The 25,748-nt window shown below is 32.6% G+C and carries 27 protein-coding genes; 11 read left to right on the top strand and 16 right to left on the bottom strand.

The features are described from left to right. Nucleotides 1-569: 569 nt before the first annotated feature. From Q0516_RS04680 to Q0516_RS04690, 3 genes are all read left to right on the top strand, one after another. Nucleotides 570-1,478 (top strand): hypothetical protein, encoded by a 909-nt coding sequence (locus Q0516_RS04680; RefSeq protein ID WP_294463677.1) that lies wholly within the window; start codon nucleotides 570-572, stop codon nucleotides 1,476-1,478. A gap of 90 nt (nucleotides 1,479-1,568) precedes the next feature. Beyond that, nucleotides 1,569-2,840, top strand: a complete 1,272-nt coding sequence (locus Q0516_RS04685; RefSeq protein WP_294463679.1) for an ArsB/NhaD family transporter — start codon at nucleotides 1,569-1,571, stop codon at nucleotides 2,838-2,840. A 20-nt stretch (nucleotides 2,841-2,860) separates the two neighbouring features. Next, the gene (locus Q0516_RS04690) at nucleotides 2,861-3,337 is read left to right on the top strand and encodes a hypothetical protein (protein ID WP_294463680.1); all 477 of its coding nucleotides are present in this window, start codon (nucleotides 2,861-2,863) and stop codon (nucleotides 3,335-3,337) included. A 23-nt stretch (nucleotides 3,338-3,360) separates the two neighbouring features. Here Q0516_RS04690 and Q0516_RS04695 read toward each other — a convergent pair whose 3' ends face one another. Continuing rightward, nucleotides 3,361-4,131 (bottom strand): TraX family protein, encoded by a 771-nt coding sequence (locus tag Q0516_RS04695; protein WP_294463681.1) that lies wholly within the window; start codon nucleotides 4,129-4,131, stop codon nucleotides 3,361-3,363. A 951-nt stretch (nucleotides 4,132-5,082) separates the two neighbouring features. Further along, a complete protein-coding gene (locus Q0516_RS04700; protein WP_007049799.1) occupies nucleotides 5,083-5,343 on the bottom strand; it encodes a stage V sporulation protein S in 261 nt (86 codons plus the stop codon). Nucleotides 5,344-5,695: 352 nt separating this feature from the next. Here Q0516_RS04700 and Q0516_RS04705 point away from each other — a divergent pair, with 352 nt between their 5' ends. From Q0516_RS04705 to Q0516_RS04730, 6 genes are all read left to right on the top strand, one after another. Next, the gene (locus tag Q0516_RS04705) at nucleotides 5,696-6,268 is read left to right on the top strand and encodes a 2-oxoacid:acceptor oxidoreductase family protein (RefSeq protein ID WP_294463691.1); all 573 of its coding nucleotides are present in this window, start codon (nucleotides 5,696-5,698) and stop codon (nucleotides 6,266-6,268) included. A gap of 1 nt (nucleotide 6,269) precedes the next feature. Further along, nucleotides 6,270-6,569 (top strand): 4Fe-4S binding protein, encoded by a 300-nt coding sequence (locus tag Q0516_RS04710; protein ID WP_007049801.1) that lies wholly within the window; start codon nucleotides 6,270-6,272, stop codon nucleotides 6,567-6,569. Beyond that, nucleotides 6,569-7,750 carry a pyruvate ferredoxin oxidoreductase gene (porA, locus tag Q0516_RS04715; RefSeq protein ID WP_294463695.1) on the top strand — a complete coding sequence of 394 codons (1,182 nt, stop codon included), beginning with the start codon at nucleotides 6,569-6,571 and terminating at the stop codon, nucleotides 7,748-7,750. The genes Q0516_RS04710 and porA overlap by 1 nt, the downstream gene beginning before the upstream one ends. Before the next feature lie 9 nt (nucleotides 7,751-7,759). Then, nucleotides 7,760-8,695, top strand: a complete 936-nt coding sequence (locus Q0516_RS04720; RefSeq protein ID WP_294463697.1) for a thiamine pyrophosphate-dependent enzyme — start codon at nucleotides 7,760-7,762, stop codon at nucleotides 8,693-8,695. A gap of 401 nt (nucleotides 8,696-9,096) precedes the next feature. Continuing rightward, nucleotides 9,097-11,148 carry an N-6 DNA methylase gene (locus Q0516_RS04725; RefSeq protein ID WP_294463700.1) on the top strand — a complete coding sequence of 684 codons (2,052 nt, stop codon included), beginning with the start codon at nucleotides 9,097-9,099 and terminating at the stop codon, nucleotides 11,146-11,148. Further along, nucleotides 11,145-12,284, top strand: coding sequence for a restriction endonuclease subunit S (locus tag Q0516_RS04730; RefSeq protein WP_294464930.1), 1,140 nt, complete (start codon nucleotides 11,145-11,147; stop codon nucleotides 12,282-12,284). The genes Q0516_RS04725 and Q0516_RS04730 overlap by 4 nt, the downstream gene beginning before the upstream one ends. 154 nt (nucleotides 12,285-12,438) lie before the next feature. Here the strand turns inward: Q0516_RS04730 and Q0516_RS04735 are convergent, their stop codons facing one another. Both Q0516_RS04735 and rny read right to left on the bottom strand, forming a co-directional pair. After that, nucleotides 12,439-13,221, bottom strand: coding sequence for a TIGR00282 family metallophosphoesterase (locus Q0516_RS04735; RefSeq protein ID WP_294463701.1), 783 nt, complete (start codon nucleotides 13,219-13,221; stop codon nucleotides 12,439-12,441). A 15-nt stretch (nucleotides 13,222-13,236) separates the two neighbouring features. Next, nucleotides 13,237-14,784, bottom strand: coding sequence for a ribonuclease Y (rny, locus tag Q0516_RS04740; protein ID WP_294463703.1), 1,548 nt, complete (start codon nucleotides 14,782-14,784; stop codon nucleotides 13,237-13,239). A gap of 426 nt (nucleotides 14,785-15,210) precedes the next feature. Between rny and mscL the strand changes: the two genes are divergently transcribed. Next, nucleotides 15,211-15,624, top strand: a complete 414-nt coding sequence (mscL, locus tag Q0516_RS04745) for a large conductance mechanosensitive channel protein MscL (RefSeq protein WP_294463705.1) — start codon at nucleotides 15,211-15,213, stop codon at nucleotides 15,622-15,624. Nucleotides 15,625-15,979: 355 nt separating this feature from the next. On the opposite strand, the gene Q0516_RS04750 is transcribed toward mscL, so the two are convergent. Further along, complete coding sequence (locus Q0516_RS04750; RefSeq protein ID WP_294463707.1) at nucleotides 15,980-17,140, bottom strand: DUF3048 domain-containing protein; 1,161 nt, start codon at nucleotides 17,138-17,140, stop codon at nucleotides 15,980-15,982. A gap of 265 nt (nucleotides 17,141-17,405) precedes the next feature. On the opposite strand from Q0516_RS04750, the gene Q0516_RS04755 reads away from it, so the two are divergent. Continuing rightward, on the top strand, nucleotides 17,406-17,657 hold the full coding sequence (locus tag Q0516_RS04755) for a kinase to dihydroxyacetone kinase (RefSeq protein WP_294463709.1): 252 nt from the start codon (nucleotides 17,406-17,408) through the stop codon (nucleotides 17,655-17,657). Nucleotides 17,658-17,697: 40 nt separating this feature from the next. Here the strand turns inward: Q0516_RS04755 and Q0516_RS04760 are convergent, their stop codons facing one another. The 11 genes from Q0516_RS04760 to glyA all read right to left on the bottom strand — a co-directional run bounded on the left by Q0516_RS04760 (nucleotide 17,698) and on the right by glyA (nucleotide 25,591). Next, entirely contained in the window at nucleotides 17,698-18,345 is a 648-nt protein-coding gene (locus Q0516_RS04760; RefSeq protein WP_294463710.1) for an ABC-2 transporter permease, read from the bottom strand. Next, nucleotides 18,342-19,205 carry an ABC transporter ATP-binding protein gene (locus tag Q0516_RS04765; RefSeq protein ID WP_294463712.1) on the bottom strand — a complete coding sequence of 288 codons (864 nt, stop codon included), beginning with the start codon at nucleotides 19,203-19,205 and terminating at the stop codon, nucleotides 18,342-18,344. Before Q0516_RS04765 ends, Q0516_RS04760 begins: the two co-directional genes overlap by 4 nt. Before the next feature lies 1 nt (nucleotide 19,206). After that, on the bottom strand, nucleotides 19,207-19,581 hold the full coding sequence (locus tag Q0516_RS04770; RefSeq protein ID WP_294463714.1) for a GntR family transcriptional regulator: 375 nt from the start codon (nucleotides 19,579-19,581) through the stop codon (nucleotides 19,207-19,209). Nucleotides 19,582-19,714: 133 nt separating this feature from the next. Then, nucleotides 19,715-19,861: a hypothetical protein gene (locus Q0516_RS04775; RefSeq protein WP_294463716.1), complete on the bottom strand. Its 147-nt coding sequence runs from the start codon at nucleotides 19,859-19,861 to the stop codon at nucleotides 19,715-19,717. Between the two features lie 17 nt (nucleotides 19,862-19,878). After that, on the bottom strand, nucleotides 19,879-20,934 hold the full coding sequence (locus tag Q0516_RS04780; RefSeq protein WP_294463718.1) for a helix-turn-helix transcriptional regulator: 1,056 nt from the start codon (nucleotides 20,932-20,934) through the stop codon (nucleotides 19,879-19,881). A gap of 154 nt (nucleotides 20,935-21,088) precedes the next feature. Beyond that, nucleotides 21,089-21,766 (bottom strand): TIGR00266 family protein, encoded by a 678-nt coding sequence (locus Q0516_RS04785; RefSeq protein ID WP_294463719.1) that lies wholly within the window; start codon nucleotides 21,764-21,766, stop codon nucleotides 21,089-21,091. Nucleotides 21,767-21,892: 126 nt separating this feature from the next. Beyond that, nucleotides 21,893-22,552, bottom strand: a complete 660-nt coding sequence (locus Q0516_RS04790; protein WP_294463721.1) for a hypothetical protein — start codon at nucleotides 22,550-22,552, stop codon at nucleotides 21,893-21,895. A 260-nt stretch (nucleotides 22,553-22,812) separates the two neighbouring features. Beyond that, nucleotides 22,813-23,271 carry a hypothetical protein gene (locus Q0516_RS04795; RefSeq protein ID WP_294463723.1) on the bottom strand — a complete coding sequence of 153 codons (459 nt, stop codon included), beginning with the start codon at nucleotides 23,269-23,271 and terminating at the stop codon, nucleotides 22,813-22,815. Between the two features lie 86 nt (nucleotides 23,272-23,357). Further along, nucleotides 23,358-23,795: a hypothetical protein gene (locus Q0516_RS04800; protein ID WP_294463725.1), complete on the bottom strand. Its 438-nt coding sequence runs from the start codon at nucleotides 23,793-23,795 to the stop codon at nucleotides 23,358-23,360. Nucleotides 23,796-23,816: 21 nt separating this feature from the next. Continuing rightward, on the bottom strand, nucleotides 23,817-24,266 hold the full coding sequence (locus Q0516_RS04805; protein ID WP_294463726.1) for a hypothetical protein: 450 nt from the start codon (nucleotides 24,264-24,266) through the stop codon (nucleotides 23,817-23,819). Nucleotides 24,267-24,343: 77 nt separating this feature from the next. Beyond that, entirely contained in the window at nucleotides 24,344-25,591 is a 1,248-nt protein-coding gene (gene glyA / locus Q0516_RS04810) for a serine hydroxymethyltransferase (protein WP_294463728.1), read from the bottom strand. Nucleotides 25,592-25,748: the final 157 nt, after the last annotated feature.

Here is a 25,748-nt window from a genome sequence, read left to right on the forward strand (position 1 = left end):
AGCGCTTCTTTACAGAGCGGACAAAGCTTCACGGAATTGTTTTGTCTGTGAAGCGCAGAGCCAGTGCAACTGGAAGCCGGAGAAGCGAAACCGCGAGATCCGCGGTTAGGAAGAAGCAGAAAGGACAGAGGCAATTAAGATGAAAATTGGAAATCAAAATTTTGATATACAAAATCATACCTACATTCAGGATTCCCATAATATAGGTATGATTTTGTCTTGAAACCATTTCATGCCTTTGTGCAGAAATTTGTGTTTAGCGTAGATCATACTGCATCGACTCCCTCACCCATTCCCTGAAAGGAACGAAGTTGTTCTATATGCTCTGGTATGTTCTTTTCTGTGGACGGAACCGATGCAGATTCGCCATCCATGGCTCAACTGCATTTTTTTCGGGCGTCCTGCCCGAAAATTCCTGATCACTGACAGAGCATTTAGAACAACTAGGTTCCTTTCACAGTCATAGGTGCGAGAGTCGATGCAGTATGAACACACAAAAATACAAACACACATAAAGGCATAAATGGTTTCAGACAAAAGTGACGAAATGAAATCACAAGGAGGAACATATGTATAAACCAACCAGACACAGTTACGAAAAAAGAATGAAAAATCAGCGCAGAAAGGCAAAGGCAGGACTTCTGTTAGCAACTACCTTAACAGCAGGGATGGCAGTAAATCCATGTCCGGCAGTTGCCGGATTAGCGTCTTATTTAACCGGAACAGGAAATGTATCCGTGGTACAGGCGGCAGAGACACTCAGCATCAGCAAAGAGAATGTGACGAAGATCAATATCAGCGAACAGACACCGGAAGAGGTTTGGGGTAGTATGCAGATCAACATTGTATTAGATACACCGGGAACTTATCTTTTAGAGGGCAGCAATTATATCAATGAGTCCTATATCGATACGCAGATCACAGTTCCGGAAGGCGTAGAAGTCAATATCATCTTAGCAGATGGATTCTCAATCAACAACGATGATGCAAACTATGTTTGGGGTTGTGGTTACGCCAGGTCTACATTAGGAGTCAATCCATTTGTGATCAACGGAACAGCCAATCTCTATATTGACGGCAATGTGGCGATCAGTGGTCAGTCGACACAGACTGATTATTCTGGTAAACAATATGTTCGTGGACTGTTTGCTGTCAGTGGAAAACTGCATATCAAAGAGGTCAAAGAAGGAGCGGTGGTTACCTTAGAAAATGATGTCTTTGACAGGACAAAATGGGAAAGTCAGCTGAGTCTGACACAGGGAATGTTTGATGGAAGCGGAACCGTTATCATAGAGGAAGGAACTTTTGATAGCAAAGAGATTTCTCATGGGGTCAATCTAAATACAACTAGTATATCCCTGAGTACAATGGGAGACGATGAGAGCGAAGAAAAGTTTACTACAAGTGTGCAGAATTTTATCATAAATGGTGGAAATTATGGCATAGTGGAGATATATGAAGCAAAACAAAATTATTGATTTACCTCTTTAATTAATATATAATTGTGAAATATTTGTTTAAATACAATATTTTTCATTAATATTTTTTCATTAAAGGGGTGTATAAGAATGACTACAACACAAATTATCTCAGTAATTATATTTCTTATCACAATGACTGCAATCATGACAGAAAGAGTACATCGTACCGTAGCAGCCATTGCAGGAGCTATACTGCTTATAGTAACTCACATTTTAACTATAGAAAAAAGTATATCATATGTGGATATGAATACTATCGGAGTGCTTGTCGGGATGATGTTATTCGTAGCAGTAGTTAAGAACTCGGGGATATTTGAATACATAGCGATAAAATCCGCAAAGATAGCAAAAGGTAAACCGGTCAATATTATGATAATATTCATAATCATCACAGCAGTCCTTTCTGCATTCCTCGATAACGTAACTACCGTACTACTTGTAGGACCTATGACTATAGCTATAACAAGAATACTGGATATAAGTCCTGTACCATTTTTGATAACTCAAATCATGGCTTCCAATATCGGCGGTACCGCAACACTCGTAGGTGACCCTCCTAATATAATGATAGGAAGTGCCGCAAACCTAAGTTTCACGGATTTTATTTTAAACACAGGTGTACCTGCAGTTATAACTCTTATAGCCGCAATAGGATATTTCCTCATTTTATATAAAAAGCATATGAAGGTCGAAGACAGTGCAATAAATAATATAATGAAAATGGACGAAAACAAAGCTATAAAAGATAAATCTTTAATGGTAAAAAGTATTATAATGATAATACTCGTCGTAGTAGCCTTTGTATTCCATTCTCAGCTTGGTATGGAATCATGCACAATTGCATTAACAGCTGCAATAATAATGCTTCTATTCGGTGGTCAGGACGCAGAGGAAGTTATTATAAGCGTCGAATGGTCTACAATACTGTTTTTTATCGGACTGTTTATAGTAGTCGGAGGATTAGAAGAAACGGGAATCATAGAAAAACTTGCAAATATGCTGATAAATGCAACGAACGGAAATATGGTCCTAACCATGATAATAATACTTTGGGCGTCTGCGATAATATCTTCATTCCTTGATAATATCCCATTTGTAGCAACATTAATCCCATTGATTATCACTATGCAGCAAGCAGGCGGGATAGATGTAATGCCACTTTGGTGGGCACTTTCTCTCGGAGCATGTCTCGGAGGTAACGGAACACTTATAGGTGCGTCTGCTAACGTAGTCCTTTCAAGCATAAGCAATAAAAACGGATATCCGATAACTTTTAAAGATTATTTCAAAGTGGGATTTCCGATGATGATAGTTTCTATAATAATATGTACCGGATACTTATTAATAAGATTTGCATAAATTTAAAAGGAGAATAAAAAATGAACAGAAATTCAGTAAGCGGCGATATAATAGATTTAAACCTAAGACAGCTGGGCGGTAAAGTAAGCCAGTTCAACAGTCAAATGCACCTTGTGGAATTTGATATAAGCGAAGACTGCGTAGTGTCTTATATATTCACAATAACAAATCAAGATAAATTTTATCTTCAAAGGATAAAACCATATCCGTTAAGTGAAGAGAAATATTCAAACGTTCAGCAGATAGTTGAATTTATAAAGAAAGATATTGATAAATTCAAAAATGCAACAAACAGTAAAAACTTTAATAAATTTATAGAAATAGCACAAAGCAGTATATATATTGCACAGTATATGGAAGATTTATTCTTAAATTACAACGTTGACAGAGAAATGATGGATAACATTGAAATAGGTATAAAAGAAATCATGGAAGCAATCCAAATGCATAACTGCAAAGAAGCATATAGACCAATCAAAATTGAAGAAGAAAAATAAAAGACATCAATTAGATGTCTTTTTTAATATATCGGTATATTACATATAAATATCCTAAACAATGTAAATATTAATAAATGAACCGGATAAAACCAGTAAAATACATATTTTAAATTCAGCTTTCCCCTTTTACCGTTATAAAAATATATAGGTATCAAAGATAAAACAGCAGTATAGAAAAATACTTTGGATTCATATATACAAAGTATAGTTAGAATAAGCATCATAAGAGTTTTATTATTTTCGCCTCTGAAAAGATAAAATGTTGCAATGAAGAGTATACCTATAAAATCATAATCGGTCTTAAAAAGATATGCCAAAGCACCGCCTAAAAAAACTATAAGTCCCTGCATCAAATAATTCTTCTCAAATTTTTTAAGAAATATAAGCATTACAATTCCTATAAAAAATGTAAATAATACATTTAAATAAGATAAATCAAAATATGTATTAAATAAAGCCATGGAAAAAGGTACTTGTGAAATAAATGCAAATAAACCAATCCTAAATAAATACTTTTTTATATTATTTGTATGTAAAAACCCTTCTACAATCAAAAAACAAAATATGGGAAAAGAAATCCTTCCAATCATCCTTGTTATAAATGTTATAGTATTCATTGTATTTCCCCATGAAGTAGACATAATAACATTATTCACCGCTTCATTTTGATACTGCATTACTCCGGGCTCTAAAATAACCGCTCCGATATGGTCTATTATCATCGTTATCATGGCGATCAATTTAAGCATATTGCCGCTTAAACTTAATGTTTTAGTTTTTTCTTGTTTCATTAGCATGTTCCTGTTAAATCATTTATTAATATTATTATAATATAAATAATGAGATATATAAAATATTTTGAATTTTATTTTTACATAATCATTTTTCACGTTATTGTCTTATTTTTTTAAACTTTATAATATTTTACATTAATAAATAATTCTTGATTTTACCATTCTAGTTTGATATCAGAATTTTTTAATTTATTGTATATCATATTAATTAAAATTTCTTTTATTTCCAGCATTCATTACTAAAATACTTCATAATTTTAATATCACCTCAAAGTTTTTTACTTAATAATTCTCTTAAAACATTTCTTATATTATCTCCTTAATTAATAGTAACGTGATAATATCCAATATTATTTAAAATTTAATCTTTTTGCTAATATCTTACCCAATATAAATTACTTAATCTAAATCAAAAATGTAAAAAATTTGTTCATATTATAATATATCTATTTATAAGTTTATTTTCTAATCTTTTTTATTCTTTAATATCACTTTGTACTTTTATAATTAAAAGTCTGTAAAGAAATTCCTTCAAAAATTTGCTTATATTTCTTAGCTTTTATTTTAGACTACTTCATATTGGTACTTTTCATACGAGAATTTTTTATAACAAATTCTCTCATATTATTTATTAGATTATAATTCAAATTATATATTACTTCTATTCATACATTTTCTTTGAAAATTTTATCTTGTTTTTTCGCTTCTATTTCCAAAGTTTATCTGTACATAACTTACTTCTAATTCAAGAATTTTTATAAAAACTCTTTCATATTGTTTCGTAAAATTTATAATTAAAATTATATATATTACATTTATTCGCAAATTTTATTCTAAAATTCGCTCATATTACTCAGCAATCTAACGATTGCATAAGTTTTACTAAAGTAAAACTTACCTATTCTAACGAATAGTGAGTAATAAAAAAACACCGCCTAAGCGGTGTAATTATCTGCTTTTAACTATTAACTTAATTCCCGTCCTGTCACTTCCGTTTATTTCAACTTCCGTAAAAGCCGGGATACAAACAAGGTCATGACCTCCCGGTGCAACATATCCTCTTGCTATAGCTATAGCTTTTATAGCTTGATTTAATGCTCCTGCACCTATTGCCTGAACTTCTGCCTGATCACTTTCTCTAATCACACCTGCTAATGCCCCAGCAACTGAATTGGGGTTTGAACCTGATGATACTTTTAATACTTCCATAATGTTTTCCTCCTGGTTTGTATGTTATGGATAACTGCGTAACTTTTACAAGTCTATCATTAATTAATATGTATTAATTCAATAAATATGTGCTCAATTAATTTAATTTTATCCATAATGACTTTCTGTTATTTAGTTTACTTTGAAAATCTAGAATTATAATAGCACAATGAAATTTAGAATTTTCGTATAATTTGTCGAATTGATTAACATTAAAATAATAATAAAATATTAAATTTCAACAATATTCTAAATTATTTTACTATTTTCTTTATAATAGTTTGCAATATTCAGAAGATTCTGATATAATTTTTTGGTATACTTAAAATTGGATATAAAAAGGAGAAAGAATATGAATGACTGTGTAGAAATCAGATGGCACGGCAGAGGCGGTCAGGGTGCCAAAACAGCAGCTTTGTTACTCGCCGATGTCGCTTTTCAAACAGGTAAATATGTACAGGGTTTTCCGGAATACGGTCCGGAGCGTATGGGAGCTCCTATAACGGCTTATAATCGTATTAGTGATAAACCGGTAAGAGTACATTCAAATATATACACACCGCAGTACGTGGTAGTAGTGGATGAAAGCTTACTATCCAGTGTTGATGTAACAAAAGGACTTAAGGAAGACGGAGCTATAGTCGTAAATACAACAAAAGAAAAAGAAGATATAAAACATCTTTTAAATGATTATAAAGGAGATATTTACACGATAGATGCTAAAAAAGTTTCAATAGCGTGCCTTGGAAAATACTTCCCAAACTCACCTATGTTAGCTGCTATCGTAAAAGTATCTAATATTATGGATGAAAAACTATTTTTAAGTGAAATGAAATCATCATTTGAACATAAATTTTCGAGTAAGCCGGAAGTGGTAAACGGAAATATGAAAGCATTAAAAATGGCTTTGAAGGAGGTAAAATAATATGTCAGATATAAAGAAACTCAGCGGAAAACCTGCCTGGCATGAACTTACTACCGGTATGACAATCAATAAAGGCGGAACTTCAAAGCTTTTTAACACCGGAGAATGGTCAAGTGAAAAACCTACAGTCATAGAAGAGGAATGCAGACAGTGTCTTCTATGTTCACAGGCTTGTCCGGACAGTGCGATTCCGGTAACAAAAAATGAAAGAGTAAAAGTAGATACCAATCATTGTAAAGGATGCGGTATCTGTGTGAAAATTTGCCCGTTCGGCGCAATAAAAATGAAAGGAGTAAAATAATGGCAAAAAAAGATAGATTATCAGGAAATGAAGCGGCAGCATATGCACTCAGACAAATCGATCCCGATGTTTTCCCCGCTTTTCCTATTACACCATCAACAGAAATACCGCAGTATTTTGCTTCTTTTGTAGCCGACGGAAAAGTAAACAGTGAGTTTATTCCTGTAGAAAGCGAACACTCTTCCATGAGTGCGGCTATAGGTGCAGAAGCTGCGGGAGCAAGAAGTGTTACAGCAACGTCATCATGCGGACTTGCTTTTATGTGGGAAGAGTTATACGTTGCGGCGTCTGACAGACTTCCTATTTTACTTGCCCTTGTAAACAGAGCCTTATCAGGTCCTATCAATATCAACTGCGACCATTCGGACAGTATGGGAGCAAGAGACTCAGGATGGATACAGATATACTCTGAAAATAATCAGGAAGCATATGACAATATGATACAAGCCTACCCTATTGCTGAAAACAAAGATGTATTACTGCCTATAATGGTATGTCAGGACGGCTTTATCACATCTCATGCAGTTGAAAATATTGAATTACTAGAAGATGAAAAAGTTAAAAAATTTGTGGGAGAATATGAACCTGAAAATTATCTTCTTAATGCTAAAAAACCTTTGGCGGTAGGTCCTTATTCCGTAACAGACTATTATATGGAAGCAAAAGTAGCACAGGCTCATGCAATGAAGAATGCAAAACAAGCCATTCTGGAAGTAGCAAAGAAATTTGAAAAACTATCAGGCAGAAAATATGGCTTATTTGAAGAATATAAACTTGAAGATGCGGATTACGCTGTAGTTATAATAGGTTCTGCGGCAGGAACCACAAAAGATACGATTGACGAAATGAGACAAGAAGGAAAGAAAGTGGGACTATTAAAAATAAGAGTATTCAGACCTTTCCCGGGAGAAGAAATCGCAAAGGCACTTGAAAAGGTAAAATCTGTAGCTATCATGGATAGAGCAGAAAGCTTCAATACTCAAGGCGGACCTTTAGGTGCGGAAGTAATGTCAAGTTTATATAAAGCAAATAATAGTTCAAAAGCAATAAATTACGTTTACGGTCTCGGAGGAAGAGATGTAACGGTAGATGATATGAGAAAAGTATTTGAAACACTTGAAGAAATAGATAAATCTGATGAAGACTTTGAAACTTACAGATTTATGGGTGTAAGAGAGTAGAGGTGCGAGATGAGTTATAATTTTAAAGAAATAATGAATAGACCTGAACGTTTGGCACCGGGGCACAGAATGTGTGCGGGATGCGGAGGAACGATAGCTGCAAGAAATGTTTTAAGAGGACTTAAAGCGGAAGATAAAGCAGTGATCGTAAATGCCACAAGCTGTATGGAAGTTTCAACATATATGTATCCTTACACTTCATGGGAAGACAGTTATATACATAATGCCTTTGAGAACGCCGGTTCAACGATAAGCGGTGTTGAAGGAGCATACAATGCTCTTAGAAGAAAAGGTAAACTAAAAGATGATACCGAGTTTAAATTTATTGCATTCGGAGGAGACGGCGGTACATATGACATAGGATTTCAGTCATTATCCGGTGCAGTGGAGCGTAATCACGATTTTACATATGTATGTTATGATAACGGAGCATACATGAATACAGGAATTCAGCGTTCTTCCGCTACTCCTATGTATGCGGATACTACTACTACCCCTGTAGGCAAAAAAAGCAACGGGAAACTTCAAAACAGAAAAGACCTTACAGAAATCATGGTAGCACACAATGCTCCTTATGTTGCACAAACTACATTCGTACAAAACTTTAAAGATCTACATATAAAAGCTGAAAAAGCAATTTACACAAAAGGAGCTTCATTCTTGAATGTAATGTCTCCCTGCCCGAGAGGATGGAGATACGATACTCCTGATATAATAGAAATATGTAACCTTGCGGTTGAAACATGCTACTGGCCTTTATTTGAAGTGATTAACGGAGAATGGATATTAAATTATGAGCCTAAAAGAAAACTTCCGATTGAAGATTTCTTAAAGCCACAGGGAAGGTTTAAACATCTGTTTAAAAAAGGAAATGAAGATTTAATCGTTCAGTTCCAAAAAGAAGTAGATAAAAGATGGGAAAATCTTTTAAAAAAATGTAAGTAAATATTATTTAGCCATAATATAAAAAAACAGTCGAAAGTAATTTTCAATGAGTATGGAAGTCTTTATAAAAAAATGGTGTAACCCTTAATGATGAGGATTACACCATTTTTTACACTTGATAGATTGTTTGAAAGGCGAACGATTAGCGGAATATCTTGACTTTTACACTGTATAATAATATCATAATATCACGATTAAATAATACCATTTTGAGGCATTGTTGGGAAAAAAGAAAATAGAACAAACTGCACACTACATGAGCAATTCAGAATAGAACTCAAAAAAGTAAAAGCAGTTGGCTTCTATTATTTAACATGATAATATATATAATATAGCTGACTTATTTAATAAAGCAGCTAATGAGCACTTAAAAATTCAGAAAGAAAATAGGAGTAATACTAATGGCAAATAAAAAATCTGTACAGTCAGTTGAACCTAATATAGCTGATTTAGTAAATGGTTGGTTAAAATCATATGAACTTAATTACAAATTAGAACAAGAATCCTTAAATCCAGAAATAGACAAAGCACTTGATGATTATTTTTCTAAAAATGGTGGTATTGGTGGTAACAGACCTGATGCTAAAGTATTACTTAAAGATAAATATAATCATTATTATCCCATTTTGATTGAATATAAAGGCTATAAAGATAAGCTCGTAAAGTTAAATTCAGAAGGTCAAGTTGAAAATAAAAATACTAAGGGAGAACCTATATTCAAAAATATAAATTATTACGCGGTTAACGGTGCTGTGCATTATGCAAATGCAGTACTTCATCATACAAGCTATACTGATATTATCGCAATCGGTGTTACGGGACACAAAGATGAAAGCGGTAAATTACATCATTCTATTGGAGTGTACTATGTTTCAAAAGCTAATTTCGGTATAGGACAAAAAGTAGATGATTATACTGATTTATCGTTTTTAAGAGCCAATAATTTTGATGCCTTTATTGAAAAAGTAAAAGCATTACAGCTAACTCAAGAAGAATTAGATAAATTAAAGGAAAAACGAGAACAGGAAATCAACGCAAGCCTTGTAAAGCTGAATAATGATATATTTCAAAATGAAAAAGGTCTTGGTGAAAATGACAGAGTATATCTTGTTGCCGCGTCTATAATTGCTACTCTCGGTATCCCTAACGAGGTTGCGCCCCTTGAAAAAAGTGATTTAAAATCCTCTTTAGAGGAAGGAAATAAAGACGGAGATATTATCATCAGAAAAATCAAAGCTTTTTTGAGTAAAAAGAATTTACCGAAAGAAAAGCAGAAATTAATTGTCAGAACTCTGCAAAATACTCTATCTAATGATAATATCAATAAGCCCGAAAACGGAGAAAGTCAGTTAAAAAGAGTTTTTGTTAAAATCATTGATGATTTAGGAATCTATTATAAAATAGGACTGACAACGGATTTTACAGGGAAATTATTTAATGAAATGTATAGCTGGCTGGGATTTTCACAAGATAAGCTCAATGATGTTGTGCTTACTCCTTCGTATGTTGCCACATTGCTTGTTAAATTGGCACGAGTAAATAAAGATTCGTTCGTATGGGATTTTGCAACAGGATCAGCCGGTCTTTTGGTTGCGGCAATGAATGAAATGCTCATAGACCTAAAGAACACTGAAACATCTCCTGATAAAATCCTGAAGAAGCAGGCGGAAATAAAAGCATATCAGCTGCTTGGTATAGAATTGTTGCCAAGTGTATATATGCTCGCTATTCTAAATATGATTTTAATGGGTGACGGCAGCTCTAATATTTTAAATAAGAATTCATTAACCGATTTTAACGGTAAATATGGCTTTGGTGATACAGCTAAAAAATTCCCCGCCGATGCGTTTGTTCTTAATCCCCCGTATTCCGCAAACGGCAATGGTATGAACTTTGTTGAAAAAGCCTTGTCTATGATGCAAAAAGGATATGCCGCTATTATTATTCAAAATTCAGCGGGTTCGGGTAAAGCGACAGAATACAACAAAACAATCCTAAAGCACAGCACACTTATTGCGAGCATTAAAATGCCTATAGATATATTTATAGGCAAATCAAGCGTACAGACAAATGTGTATGTATTTAAAGTCGGGGAAGCACACCAAAAAGATGATATAGTTAAATTTATTGATTTTTCCAATGATGGCTATACAAGATCAAACCGTAAAAAAGCAAGCATAAATCTTCGTGATACCGACAGAGCAAAGGAACGCTATCAGGAGGTTGTGGATTTGGTTCGATTTGGTAAGCACAAATTAAATATATTAACCGAAAAAGAGTATTATGAGGGACATATCGACCCAGAAAACGGTGCAGATTGGAATCAAACCGCACCGATTGATACCAAGCCTACGCTTGATGATTTTAAAAAGACCGTTAGTGACTATCTTGCCTGGGAAGTGTCAACTCTATTAAAAAATCAAAATACGGAGGACGAACGCTTAAAAAAATAGATGCCTCACTTGACGAAAAACTCCAAAGTGTTAAGTGGGGCGAATATAAATTAGGAGATTTATTTGAAATACAACCAACTAAATGGTATCACTTGTCAAATGAAGAAATTTTATCAAAAAACGGAACTGTTCCAATGGTATCAAACTCATCTGCCAATAACGGTGTTATGGGATTTTCAAATCTAGAAGCTAATAATAAAGGAAATACAATAACCTGTTCCGATACAACGTTAGGTGCAGATACAATGTTTTATCAAGCGGATGATTTTATAGGATACTCTCATATACAGAATTTAACACCAAAATTCAAACCGTTTAATAAAGAGATTGCATCGACGATAATTTCCGCTTGCCGAGTTTCTACATCAAATCAGTATGATTACGGAAACAAATACAATCGTGCCGCAATGCGTAAAACTAAAATTCAACTACCAACTAAAGACGGTCAAATTGATTTCGAATTTATGGAAAGCTTTGTCGCTGAACTTGAGGCTCAGCGTGTCGCTGAACTTGAGGCGTATCTTTCAGTCACAGGACTAAAAGATACGCACCTGTCCCTCGAAGAAGAACAGGCTTTACTGGATTTTGATAAAATCCAATGGGATACATATAGAATCGGAGAATTATTCGATAGAGTTAAAACAAAAAAATTACCATATAAAGCAAAAAATTTACCGAAAGAATCAAAGGGGCAATTTTTATTGCCGTGTTTAACCTCAAGTTTCAATAATCAAGGATTAAACTATTTTGTACCAAAAGATGGAGCTACAATTTTAAAGAATGTAATCTCAATTCCTTCCAACAGTGATGTTTACCGAGCATATTTCCAATCTAGAGAATTTACGGTTTTATCAGATGCCTATGCAATAAAATGGAAATCTTCCAATACCAATATTACGCCACAGCAGTATTTATTCTTTGTTTCATGTATCAATAAAATAACTGACTTGGCGATATATTCATATAAAAACAAACTTGGCGGTTGGAACATTGTTCAAAACAAGTACATTCAAGTTCCAATTAGAGATAATCAAATCGATTTTAAGCTTATGGAAAAATTGGTTTCAGCAATACAAAAACTTGTTATTAAAGATGTTGTCGAGTATTCGGGAAAAAGGTACAAGCAACAAAATTAACTATAACAAAATAAAATAACTATTTAAGGTGTGCGGCAGTGAGGTAATTCTCTGCTGCACCTTTTATAAAAGTCTTAGAGTACTTCAAACAAAACGTAGCATTTATAAATAAAAATGTAACATCTAAAATAAAAAAAGACAGTTATCAACTGTCTTAATCATATATTTTATAAATCCTCTCTACATCAGTGCATTTAAAAGTTTCATCATCAAAAGTAAATACGGCACCGTTTATCTGTCTTCTGCCTTCAGCTAAGGCATATTTACCTGCCGGACGCTGAACTTTAAACTTCTTTACTATAAAATCCCTGTCAACACCTATAACGCCGTCTGCACTGCCGCACATACCGACATCGGTAAGATATCCGGTCCCGCCGCTAAGAACCATATTATCGGCTGTCTGAACGTGTGTATGAGTTCCGTATACCCCCGAGAACTTTCCGTCCACAAAATATCCCATTGCAATCTTTTCGCTGGTAGCTTCAGCATGAAAATCCAGCATGATTATATCAGTAATGTTTTTTATTTCCTCATAAATCCTCTCGGCTTCATCAAAAGGATTATCTAACGGATTTAAATATGTCGTTCCAGATAAATTCACGACCCCTACCCTAACTTTTCCAACACGATATATTTCATAGCCTCTTCCGGGACAAGGTGAAGGATAATTGGAAGGTCTCAAAATCCTATCTTCTTCTTGAATAAAATTATATACATCTTTATTATCCCAAATATGATTTCCCGAAGTTATTACATCTATCCCACAGTCTATAAGTTCATTGTAAACTTTTCTTGTTATACCTTTTCCATTTGCCGAGTTTTCTCCGTTTGCAATAACAAAATCAGCATTATATTCCGCCTTAATGTTTGAAAGCTCATCAACGATGAGCTTTCTTCCATACTTGGCAAAAATATCACCAAATACTAAAATCTTCAATTTTATACCTCTTAACTATTTTGCATATTCCGTAGCTCTTGTTTCTCTGATCATGCTTACTTTGATATGACCCGGATATTCAAGATCATTTTCAACCATATTGGCAATTTCTTTAGCTACGTGAACCATTTGTAAATCGTCTACTTGTTCAGGTTTAACCATAACTCTGATTTCCCTGCCCGCTTGAATTGCAAATGATTTATCCACACCTTCAAATGAGTTTGCGATTTGTTCAAGCTTTTCAAGACGTTTTGTATAGCTTTGTAAAGTTTCTCTTCTTGCTCCCGGTCTTGCCGCTGAAATCGCATCAGCTGCCTGTACGAGAACAGCTTCTACGGTTTGAGGTTCAACATCTCCATGATGTGCTTCGACCGCATGGATAACTTCTTTATTTTCTTTATACTTCTTAAGCATGTCTACACCGATACTTACATGACTTCCTTCCACTTCGTGGTCGATAGCCTTTCCTATATCGTGAAGCATACCCGCTCTTCTTGCTAGTTTTGCATTTGCCCCGAGCTCATCAGCCATGATACCTGCCAAATTGGCAACTTCTATTGAATGTTTCAACACATTCTGTCCGTAACTCGTACGATAATGAAGTCTACCTATAAGCTTGGTCAAATCGGGATGAAGCTTGATTACATTCGTATCAAATAATGCTTGCTCACCCATTTCTCTGATTTTAGTGTCGATTTCTTTTTCAGCTTTTTTAATTGTTTCTTCTATCCTTGCAGGATGAATTCTTCCATCCACAATAAGTCTTTCAAGAGATATTCTGGCAATCTCTCTTCTAACAGGATCAAAACCGGAAAGTATAACAGCTTCCGGAGTATCGTCGATTATTAAATCGATACCCGTAAGTGTTTCGATAGTCCTGATATTTCTTCCTTCCCTACCGATAATCCTTCCCTTCATTTCATCGTTAGGAAGGTTTACTACGGAAACCGTAGTTTCCGCAACATGGTCAGCCGCACATCTTTGTATAGCATAAGATACGATTTCCATAGCCTTTTTATCGGCTTCTTCTTTTGCTTCCAATTCCTTATTTTTAATAAGTAATGCAGTTTCCCTTGAAATTTGTTTTTCTACATCAGCTAACAATAATTGTCTGGCTTCTTCAAAAGTCAGTTTTGAAATCTTTTCAAGTTCCTTGATTTGCTCCTGATGTGTCTTTTCTAATTTTTCTTCTTTCTTTACTAATTCATCGCTTTTCTTAATAAGTTTTTCTTCTTTATGGTCAAGAGCTTCGCTTCTCTTATCTGCCATTTCCTCTCTTTGAAGAACTCTTTTTTCAACTAATTGAAGTTCCTCTCTCCTGGCTCTGGCTTCTTTGTCAAAATCACTTTTTAAGTTGAATACTTCATCTTTAGCTTCGATAAGCTTTTCTTTTTTTATTCTTTCGCCTTCTTTTAATGCGTCTTCCACCATTTTATTGGCAGTCTGCTCGGCATTTCTAAGCTTACCTTCACCTGATGACTGTTTATAATATCCACCAACGAAAAAGCAAATTACCCCAATTACAGCTGCTATAACTAGCACTACTGGAAGTGATAATTCCATTTTCTCCTCCTTGTATTTTGATTTAACATTTTATTAAATTAATAATTCAGTATGTAGAGGAAATAAAATAAACTAAACAAAACAATACTACGTTTAAAATATTAGAATTTGAAAAATAAAAATAATATCAAAAATTTGAAACATTATTATTTATATATAAAAACTAAACAGGTTTAGTTAATTATCTCATTAATACATACTACTTATTAATTTTAATGTTTTTTCATTATTAAGTCAATAAAAAATTTAAAAGGTTTTAATAAATTTTAAGACCTTTATAATAATTATGTTTAAAAAGGTAGTATTATATGTGATAATTATTTTTGATATTCATTTTTTTATTTATTTTAACATTTTTTTACAAGTATTGAAGATATACTCAAAATAATGTATAATAATGTCGAATAAATTCTCAGAGGTGAAAATATGAAGAAATTTTTTCAGGAATTCAAGGAATTTGCACTAAGAGGAAATGTAATGGATTTAGCCGTTGGGGTTATTATCGGGGGCGCATTCCAAGCAATAGTAAACTCATTGGTTAAAGATATAATTTCGCCTTTAATAGGTCTTTTTGCAAAAACTGACTTTAATGATTTGGTTGTAAATATACTTGGAGTAAACATAAAATATGGTTCTTTCATAACAAACGTAATAAACTTTGTCATAATGGCATTTATTATATTTATGCTAATAAAAGGACTTAATAAACTTGCCGATCTTGGAAGGAAGAAAAATGATGTACCAGAAGAACCTACGACTAAGATATGCCCTTACTGTCTAAGTGAAATCCCTATAAATGCAACAAAGTGTGCACATTGTACATCAGAACTAAGTGAATAAAATAAAAAAGAGCATATGCTCTTTTTTATTTGCTTATTATTTACTTATCTCATGAAATAACTTTCAAAATTTTCCCCTTGCCATATCTTGAGCGACGTTTCAATCCACGCACCTCCTGCGAGGTGCGACAGGAAATGGCAGAACTTATTACCTCAATAGAAAGTTTCAATCCACGCACCTCCTGCGAGGTGCGACACTACAAATCCTTTCAAATAGCCTATTACAGAAGTTTATAAAATAGTACACTAAAATCCGTAAATTTTGAAACCCGCTAAATAAAAGGATTTTAAATAATTAAAAAAATGTAAGCTTGGGGTTCGCAAAATGATATATTTTACTTAATATTTAAATAGCACTATTTTTCGGTACTATTCTCATCAGTCACGGGAGCATATATTTCTTTGGTCTGAACATCATCTTTATTTGTATTAAGCTTCGTTTGTTTCTTATTGATAACTCCTATATAGCTTTTGCCTTCATATACGCTTAATTCATTTCCTTCGGGAGTAGTTACTTTTAAATCTCCTGCTTCTGAATCTTTTGACCATTTAATTTTTTGAACTCGACCGTTTGATAAATAGTATCCGCTTCCGCCGGTCCAATCAACTTTTCTTAGTTCTTTTATACCAAGCATACCAATATCGGTCTCCAAAACAAATACGTTCGTGAATTCCAATTGCTTATTTGTTTTACCGTCCATCTGCTTATTTCCGCAGTGCTGTTTCTTATAGGTATGAGTAGCTTCATCAAATGTAAAAGTAGAATAATATTCATTTGAAAAATTCAGTGTAGCCTTTGGACAAGCAGTCAATTTTGTAGTCTCGATAACTTTCTTTTCTTCTTCTTTTTTACCAAATAACTTATCGAAAAATCCCGGTTCTTCATCCTCTTTTTTGTCTTCTTCCAATACCAAAGGTTCAAAATTAAAGATAGGTTTCTTTTTATCTTCTTTTAAATCTATTCTCATTTTATCGCTTTTTATTGCTTCGGGTAAATTTTTACCCTTTAAATAAGCAGTATGTTCCAAAGCATATTTACCCAGTCTTTCATCATCTCTGGCAAATAATTTGGAACCATAAGACATTCCGTTAAATCTATCTATTTTAAGTCTGTTTAGAGTATCCGTAGCATATTGATTGCCTCCCCAGTGGACATAGATAGAATCAAAACTATCTGCAAAAATAGGGAAGTAATATCTGCAGCTTCTGATAGGACAGACATTAGGAACTTTCGTATAATCTCCGTAAACAGCCATAAGTCTTGTTATCGCGCCTTCTACGGGTATCTCGAATATAATATCCGCATCGCTTATTCCATACTGCGGCATAGCTTCTTTATGGTTATTTACCATAACAGCTATAGGTCTCTTCCCTACGGCTTCCTTGGAGATACCTTCCATACCGGTAAGTAAATTCACATCGGCTTTCTTTTTTACTGTCTCTTCTTTACCGCATCCATATAGGAATGAACAACATAAAAACGCACACATCAAAATTGCTATAATTCTTTTTTTCATAATTCCCCTCCTAAATATAAGAAAATTTTATCATATTTTATCCTTTCATGCAAACAATTGCAAAATTTATAATACGATTTAACATAATCTACACTTAGGATTTACTAAAATAAAAAAATAATGTAAAGATTTTATATGCAATAGATAATAATATTTATATTATTACTACTAATTTGACACAATAAATATAAAGATATATACTTTAATAAAAAAGTTAGCAAAATCTAACTCGTTATATTCATAAAAAATCAAAAGGAGAAATAAAATGATTGAATATAAATTTGATACACAATTACTTATCGCCGGTGAAGATCTATCTGAAGATGAAATATACGAATATTTTGTAAAACATTTTAAGGGAGACTGTTTACTCGCTGTGGGAGATGAGAACCTAATAAAGATACATTTTCACACAAACGAACCATGGGAAGTATTAAAGTACTGTGATTCCATAGGAGATATTCACGACGTCGTTGTAGAAAATATGGAAAGACAGTCAAAAGGATTAAAAGGTTAAACAAAAAAGAAGTATATTCATTATACTTCTTTTTTTTATATTACGAATATCTTCTTGTATATATTTTAAGAGATGCGAAGTAACTTGCGATTAAACTCAAGATACTTACAATAAAACCGGCTCCTATTATGAGCATAGCATTATTTTTAATTAGGGAAATATAATCTATATCTAAGGAAGTAAATCCATAAAATCCTGCTATCAATGCTATCATGATCATATATATTATAATACCCTTCTTATTTCCAAGAAGTATAAATCCAAAATAACTTATAGCAAAAAATATAAGTCCTATCACAGACCCTGCTAATAGTATATACATGGCGTCTATAAAAGGTATCGTTTTAAATCCATATACATAAAGCATACATAATAAGAAGTTAATCAGAATACATACCCCTTCTACTATAAGACCTCCGATATATTTTGATAATATTATTTCTTTTTTAGTCATTGGATATGTAAGCTGCATCTTATCAAATTCCGTCAACTCGTCTTGCTCCACGGTAACTTGCATAAGTGAAGAGCCTACCAATGGAAGCGTGATACCTGAAATTGTAATAAATCCAAACATACCATCCATAAATATGACTATCAAAGTCATCATTATAACAGCTGCGACCCAGCTGAGTAAATTTTTAGTAAGTCTGAACCCCAAGAAAAAATCTTTATATATTATTCCTTTCATGCTGCCTTTTCTCCTCTTATATAAAATAACATTACATCTTCAATAGAAGCATTTTCGATTATCAAATCTTTATAAACTTTCATTATCTCCATTCTGTTTTTTATCAAAACTTTATATCCGAAAGTCTCTTTTTTATATGCAACTATATCTTCCTTGCTAAGATTTTCAAGAAATTCTTTTTTACAAGATATCACACCATAATTATCATGGATATCTTCATAAGTTTTGATAAACTGCATTTTCCCGTCATGAATGAATGCTATATAATCAGCAATCTTGTCCAAATCACTGGTTATATGAGACGACATCAGTATAGAATGTTCTTCTTCCATCGTAAAATCTCTTAGTATTTCAAGGATCTCATCCCTGAAAACAGGATCCAAACCGCTTGTAGACTCGTCTAAAATCAAAAATTTCGGACTATGGCTCAAAGCACAGGCGAATTCAAATTTCATTTTCATTCCTTTTGAAAATTGCTTTATCTTTTTATCAACAGGTATATTAAAGTCTTTTAACAAATCATAAAACTTTTCATTATCCCAATTTTTATAAATCTTAGATAACATCTTTCCTACAAATGAAGGCTTAAAATTTTCATTATAATGACTTCTGTCGAATATAACTGCTATCTCTTCTTTTATCTCTTTTTCATATGTATATAAATCTTTTCCGAGTATAGTAATTTCACCTTCATTAGGTTTCACTATATTTAATATGGAATTTATGAACGTAGATTTCCCCGCTCCGTTCTCCCCTATCAGACCTACGACACTCCCCCTCGGGATTTTTAAAGAAATATCTTTAACGGCAAAATCTTTATATTCTTTTGTCAGGTTTTTTACTTCCAAAGCATATTCCATTTTATTCCTCCTCATAAAATAAATTTAATGTCTTTATCAACTCTTCTTTTGTTATATTATTTTCTTTGCTGATATGAACGACCTCTTCCAGCATAGTTTCCACTTTTCTTAAATTTTCTTCTCTTATAAAGTCTTTATTCTGTGCGGAAACAAAAGTACCTTTACCTACACTGGAGTGAATAAACCCGTCTCTTTGCAAATCTTCGTAGACTCTCTGCGATGTGATCACGCTTATATGAAGTTCCTTTGCAAGCTTCCTCATTGAAGGAAGCGCATCTCCCTCTTTTAATTCTCCTTTTATGATCATCGATTTTATCTGAGATGTAATCTGTTCATATATAGGCTTATCACTGTTACTTTTCAAAATAATTTCCACATAAGCACCTCCTAAACTAATGTACTTACCAACTAAGTACATTATATATAATATTATATATATTGTCAATACCTAATAAGTACAATTTTATATTTTTATGTACAATAAAAAAAGCACACTTAAAAGTGTACTTTTATTTGTTCTTTTTTAGACAGGCTACCATTCCCCCGTATTCCCTGTGATGAGCAACACAGTCACAGCACCTTCCATGATTTTCGCATGGATATGTACAAGGACATTCACCTTTATACTTATTACTGCAAGGTCTGTTATCTTCCATAATATCCATCTCCTTTTTTATTTATTATAATACTTTTTAATCAAATCCCAAAACTTTTTACTTTCATTTAAATATGAAAGTTCTTTATCAGTTTTTACTTCATTAATGAAATTTTCAAGAAGTGTTTCCGCAAATTCCGTACTGTTCGCTTTTTTTACTATATGTCTATATAATGGAGATGAACTTACGTCCCACTTTGCCAGCATTGCCGGCAACATTTTTTCAAGAAGCAAAATCGTTTCTTCGATATCTTTTTTAACAATACAAATTTGAAAATCCGACGCATATTTATTATACTCCCATAAGTCAAACATCTCGGAGGTTTTCCCGGATAATTCAGAAAAAAACTTTGCCTCATTATATTTATCTTCTCCAAGAGATAATTCTATCATATTAAGAAGGATAGTTTGAATATCATTTGCAAGACCCATCAGTCTTCTTTCCAAAATCTCATACGCCTTATCCTTTTCTTCTTTTTTAATATATAAATTAGCCTTGAGAATATCCTTATCGAAATTATAATCGGGGATATTATTCATAAGTTCTTCAGCTTTATCCAGTTCACCCTCTCTAATATATCTAAGTATCATAATATATGAAACATGGACCTTGGTCTTTTCATCATTGCTGTTTAAGACCCTTTCATATAATTTTATAACTTCAGACCTGTAAAACTCCTCATCTTCTTTATCCAAAGTATTGAACATGACAAGCCCGCCTTCCAAAGAAAAACCTATATTTAAAATAAGGTTGCTGCAGTTAGGATATTCTCTGATTTTACTCATAGCATATTCATACCCTGCTTTAAATCCCTCGTCTTTCATCACTCCTGCAATTTTATTTAATATATTTCCTATCTCCTTTTCGCTTAAATCTTCATTAAAAGAAAGTAAAGTATTCATATCTATATCAAATAATCTGGCAATTGGAGCAAGAAGGGTTATATCAGGATAGCTTACGCCTTTTTCCCATTTATTTACAGCGGGAGTCGATACTCCCAAATAATATGCTACATTTTCCTGAGTAAGCCCTGCTTCTATCCTTTTATTTTTAATGATTTCATTGATTTTCATTTCACTGCTCCTTATTTTTAAAGACCTTTTCATACTTTAATTGTATATAAGATATAAAATAAAAGCAATTGAAGCATTGTTAATTATTCAATAAAGATTATTAATCATTAGTTAAAAAAAGAAGCTAATAAATAGCTTCCTTTATAATCATATCTTAAGTCGTAGGTATATAAGAACTTAATGCTCCGGCAAGTTCGCCCATATTCATCGTTTGAAGATAAACTTTGCCCGGACCGGTCAGTTTGGTCAGGAATAGACCTTCTCCTCCGAATAATACGTTTTTTGCGCCTTTAACGGTTTCAACTTCATAATTTACACTGCTTTCAAAAAAAGCAACATTGCCGGTATTTACTTTTATTACTTCACCTATACCTAAATCATATTCTTCCAAGTGACCGCCTATTTCTAAAAAGGCAGTTCCTTTACCGCTTAATTTAAGTAAAAATATCCCCTCTCCACCAAACAATGCGCTTGAAATTTTCTTTACGGTGAACATGTCCATATTTACACTTTCTTCTCCTGCAAGAAAAGCACCTTTTTGTGCTATGTATTCTCTTTCACCGTCTAAATGTAAATCTATTATTTTTCCCGGCATTGTAGCGGCACAAGTGATTTGTTCGTTATCCTTCTTTGCGGTATAAGTAGCCTGAAATAAACTTTCTCCCGCTAAAGCTCTTTTAACACCCTTACCAAGACCGCCTCTCGTTGAAGTTGTCATTTCAATACTCCCGCTCATCCATGACATACCTCCTGACTGTGTTACTATTTTTTCTCCCTGATTTAAGGTGATTACAACCGCAGGAAAAGTATCCCCTATAACTTTATAATCCATATATTTCCTCCTTTATATATTATTTTTTATTTAAATTGAACTTAAATATATTTTTATTATTATATCATAAATAAACTCACCTTCATAAAAAAAGAAGGGCTCACCCTTCTTTTAAAATAAATATATTTATTCTTCGTCTTTCTTTTCTTCATTAGCTGAAGTAACTGAATCATCGTTGCTGTCATCAGTATCTTCTTCATTTGTCTCTTTATCTTCTTCACCAGCTTCTTCGCTGATTTCCACTTCAGTGTCTGCCGCATTCTCTTCAGATTTTTCGTCTTCCGCAGAGTCAGTATCATCAATATCTTCTACTGCTTCTTCGTCAGATGTCTCAGTATTTTCTTCTATAACATCATCTTCAACGATTTCTTCGTTATTTTCTTCTGACTTGTTATCTTCGTTAACATTTTCTTCTTCATCTTTAATCTCTTCTTGTACATCTTCTATTACTTCAGTGTCTACAGTTTCTTCGCTAACTTCAATTTCATTAACAGTCTCTTCATCTTCTGAAACAAGCCTTGATAACACTTCGGATACACCAAATAATAAAAGTGCAAAACCGCCGAATATAGCAAGAGGTTCAACTACCGTTGGAAGGAACTGTGAAGGAAGAAGATATGTAAGGACTTCCGACGTTGCATATCCCTGAGATATATATCCGTTTACTGTTGTAAAGAATGAATAAATACCACTTAATATATAAACAGCACCTACCACTAAAAATATAATGGCATAAACCCTTAAACTTTTTGATGTAATTTTCTTTTTCTTGTTTTTTGTCTCCATAATAAACTCTCTTTCAATATAATTTTTAATAATACAATTAGTATTTTAACAAGTTTTTAATGCAATAAAAAGGGAAAAATCAAAAAACACAAAAAATTCAATAAGTTCTCACCGCTATGTGTATATATAATAGTATTATTTGTTGAAATGAGGAATAATTATGAATATTTATATATTAAAGATGAAAATTATTGGAAAATTGTTAAATATAAAATTACATTAAACCTTTTACAATAAAAAAGAGAAGTTTTACTCCTCTTTTAATCATCAAAACCGAACATATCTTCAAGTCTTTCTTCAGCTCTGTCGAGAACTTTTTCAAGATGGTCGGTTTTCTTTTCTTTCACACTATATTCATCTCTTGTAATTTTATCCTCTTTATAAAGAATTTCCAAATCATCTTCCAAAATATCGAGTTCATTATCAAGATTTTCAAGTTCTTCGTTTAAATCAGTATAAGCTGCCTTATTATTTTTATCACCTTTAGTGACTTTCAGCTTATCTACCTTTTCTTTGAAACTATTTATCCTGCCTTCAATGTCATTTAATTTTTCGATATTATTTTTTCTTGAAGTATCATTTGAATTCTTTAATGAACTATTCTGTTCTGTTTGTTCGGTAGTAGTAGTATTTTGTGTAGTATCATTACTATTACCGCAGCCCACAATACCTACAAGTAAAAAAGAACATAGTATAATTCCAATAATTTTATTTTTCATATTATCACCTCTAAAATATTTTTTTCTTTTTTACTTAAAATATACAATTATATATAATAAAAAAAGAGAAGTTAAAATTCTCTTTTCTATTTCAAATTAAATGTCTTTTCCAAAGATTTAACCGATTTATCAAGTTCATTTTTTAATTTATTTAATTTTTCTATCCTATCATGATACTCTTCAATAGAAATACTTTTTTTTCTATAAGATTTCTCAACAGTACTCTTATAAACTTCAATTTTTTTACTAAGTTCGCTAATATTATAATCATAAACATATATGACATCATCATTTTCTTCTTCATCTTCGCTTGGATATAAATCACTTATGCCGAGTTTTATATCATTTACTTCTTCCTGAAATTCATTAATATTTTTATCTATTTCTTTTAATTCGGGGGAGCTGTTTTCTTCAGATATTTCATTTTGTGCAGAAGAACCTTTTTTGTTACTATTTATATTACATCCCGATATTGATATAAAACAAAATAAAAAAATTAAAATTAAAAATAGTTTCTTTTTCATTGGCTTTCCTTCACTTAAAGTCTAATCATCTATACCAAAGTTAAATTCTAAATTTTCCTCGGCATGATCAAGTTTATTCTCTAAATTATCAAGCTCTTTATCTTTTTTCTCATATGTAGCTAAAGTCAATTCTTTATTTTCATACATCCTCTCCAAACTATCTTCATATGATGAAATTTCATGATCCAAATCATTGATTTTTTTGTCTATTTTTCTATATAATTTAAGACTTTCTTCTCTTGTAGACTGCACTTTTGCATTATCAGCCTCCTTAACAAGTTTATTGACTTTATCAGTAAATGATTTAATATTTTTATCGATTTCATCTAAATCTTTATCAGTCTCTGCTATGCTTGTATTTTGATTTGTAATATCATCTTTATCATCATCACCGATATTTATATTTATACTGCATGCACTAAAAGACAATACCATAAGAAAAACTATTAAAATAACAATACACTTTCTCATATCGCACTCCTTTTTTTATTTAATTATATAAAAAAATCACCGGCTGAACCAGTGATTTTATAAATTTTAATTTAATATTAATAAAGAGGAAATCTCTTCGTAAGTGCTTCAACACCTTCTCTGATATAATCACCTTTATTATCAAAGTCTGTAGCCGCCAAATAAATATATTCCGCGATTTCTTTCATTTCGCTTTCTTTAAATCCTCTTGAAGTAACTGCAGGAGTACCTATTCTTACCCCGCTGGTAACAAAAGGACTTTGAGGATCATTTGGGATAGTGTTCTTATTGACTGTTATATACACATCATCAAGTCTATGCTGAAGTTCTCTTCCCGTAACACCTACTTTTGTAAGGTCAGCCAACATCAAATGATTATCGGTACCTCCTGATACAAGATCGATACCCAGTTTAATCAATTCATCAGCAAGAACACTTGCATTTTTAACTACTTGTTTGGCATATTCCTTAAATTCAGATTTTAAAGCTTCACCGAAACAAACTGCCTTAGACGCTATAATGTGCATTAAAGGCCCCCCTTGAGTTCCGGGGAAAATAGCTTTATTGAACTTTTTAATAAGCTCATCATCATTGGTTAAAATTACCCCGCCTCTAGGACCTCTCAGAGTCTTATGTGTCGTGGTAGTAACTACATCTGCATATTCTACAGGGTTCATATGACATCCCCCGGCAACAAGTCCCGCAATATGAGCCATATCCACAAATAAATATGCACCTACTTCTTCAGCTATATCTTTAAATATATCAAACCTAATTTCTCTTGGATAAGCAGAAGCACCTGCTATAATCATTTTAGGCTTAGTTTTTTTAGCAAGTTCTCTGACTGCATCATAATCTATCATATGAGTTTCATCATCCACTCCGTATGAAACCATATTATATAATAATCCGGATTGATTTACAGGTGAACCATGAGTCAAATGACCTCCGTTATCAAGGCTCATCCCCATAACAGTATCGCCAATTTCACATAAAGCTTGATAAACAGCCATATTTGCCTGCGCACCCGAGTGAGGCTGAACATTGGCATACTTAGCACCAAATAATTTACATACTCTTTCTATTGCTATATTTTCCGTTTCATCTACACATTTACATCCGCCGTAATATCTTTTGCCGGGATATCCTTCCGCGTACTTATTTGTAAGAACCGTACCCATTGCAGCCATTACTGCGGGAGATACTACATTCTCTGATGCAATAAGCTCTATGTTCCTGCACTGACGATTATATTCCTTTAAAATACTGTTTCCAACTTCTTCGTCATATCCGATTAGGTCTTTTATATTCTTTTCTACATCCATTAAACTAATCCTCCTAAAATGTATTATAACTATTTTACAATTTTTTATATGTTTTGCAAACACTTTTATAATAAAATATACAAAAATCAACAATTTACCGGAATATATTGTATATAAATCAAATTATTAAAACAATATCTTGTATATTATTTTCACT

Origin of the sequence: uncultured Anaerofustis sp. (assembly GCF_938029165.1) — a bacterium.
Lineage (GTDB): Bacteria > Bacillota > Clostridia > Eubacteriales > Anaerofustaceae > Anaerofustis.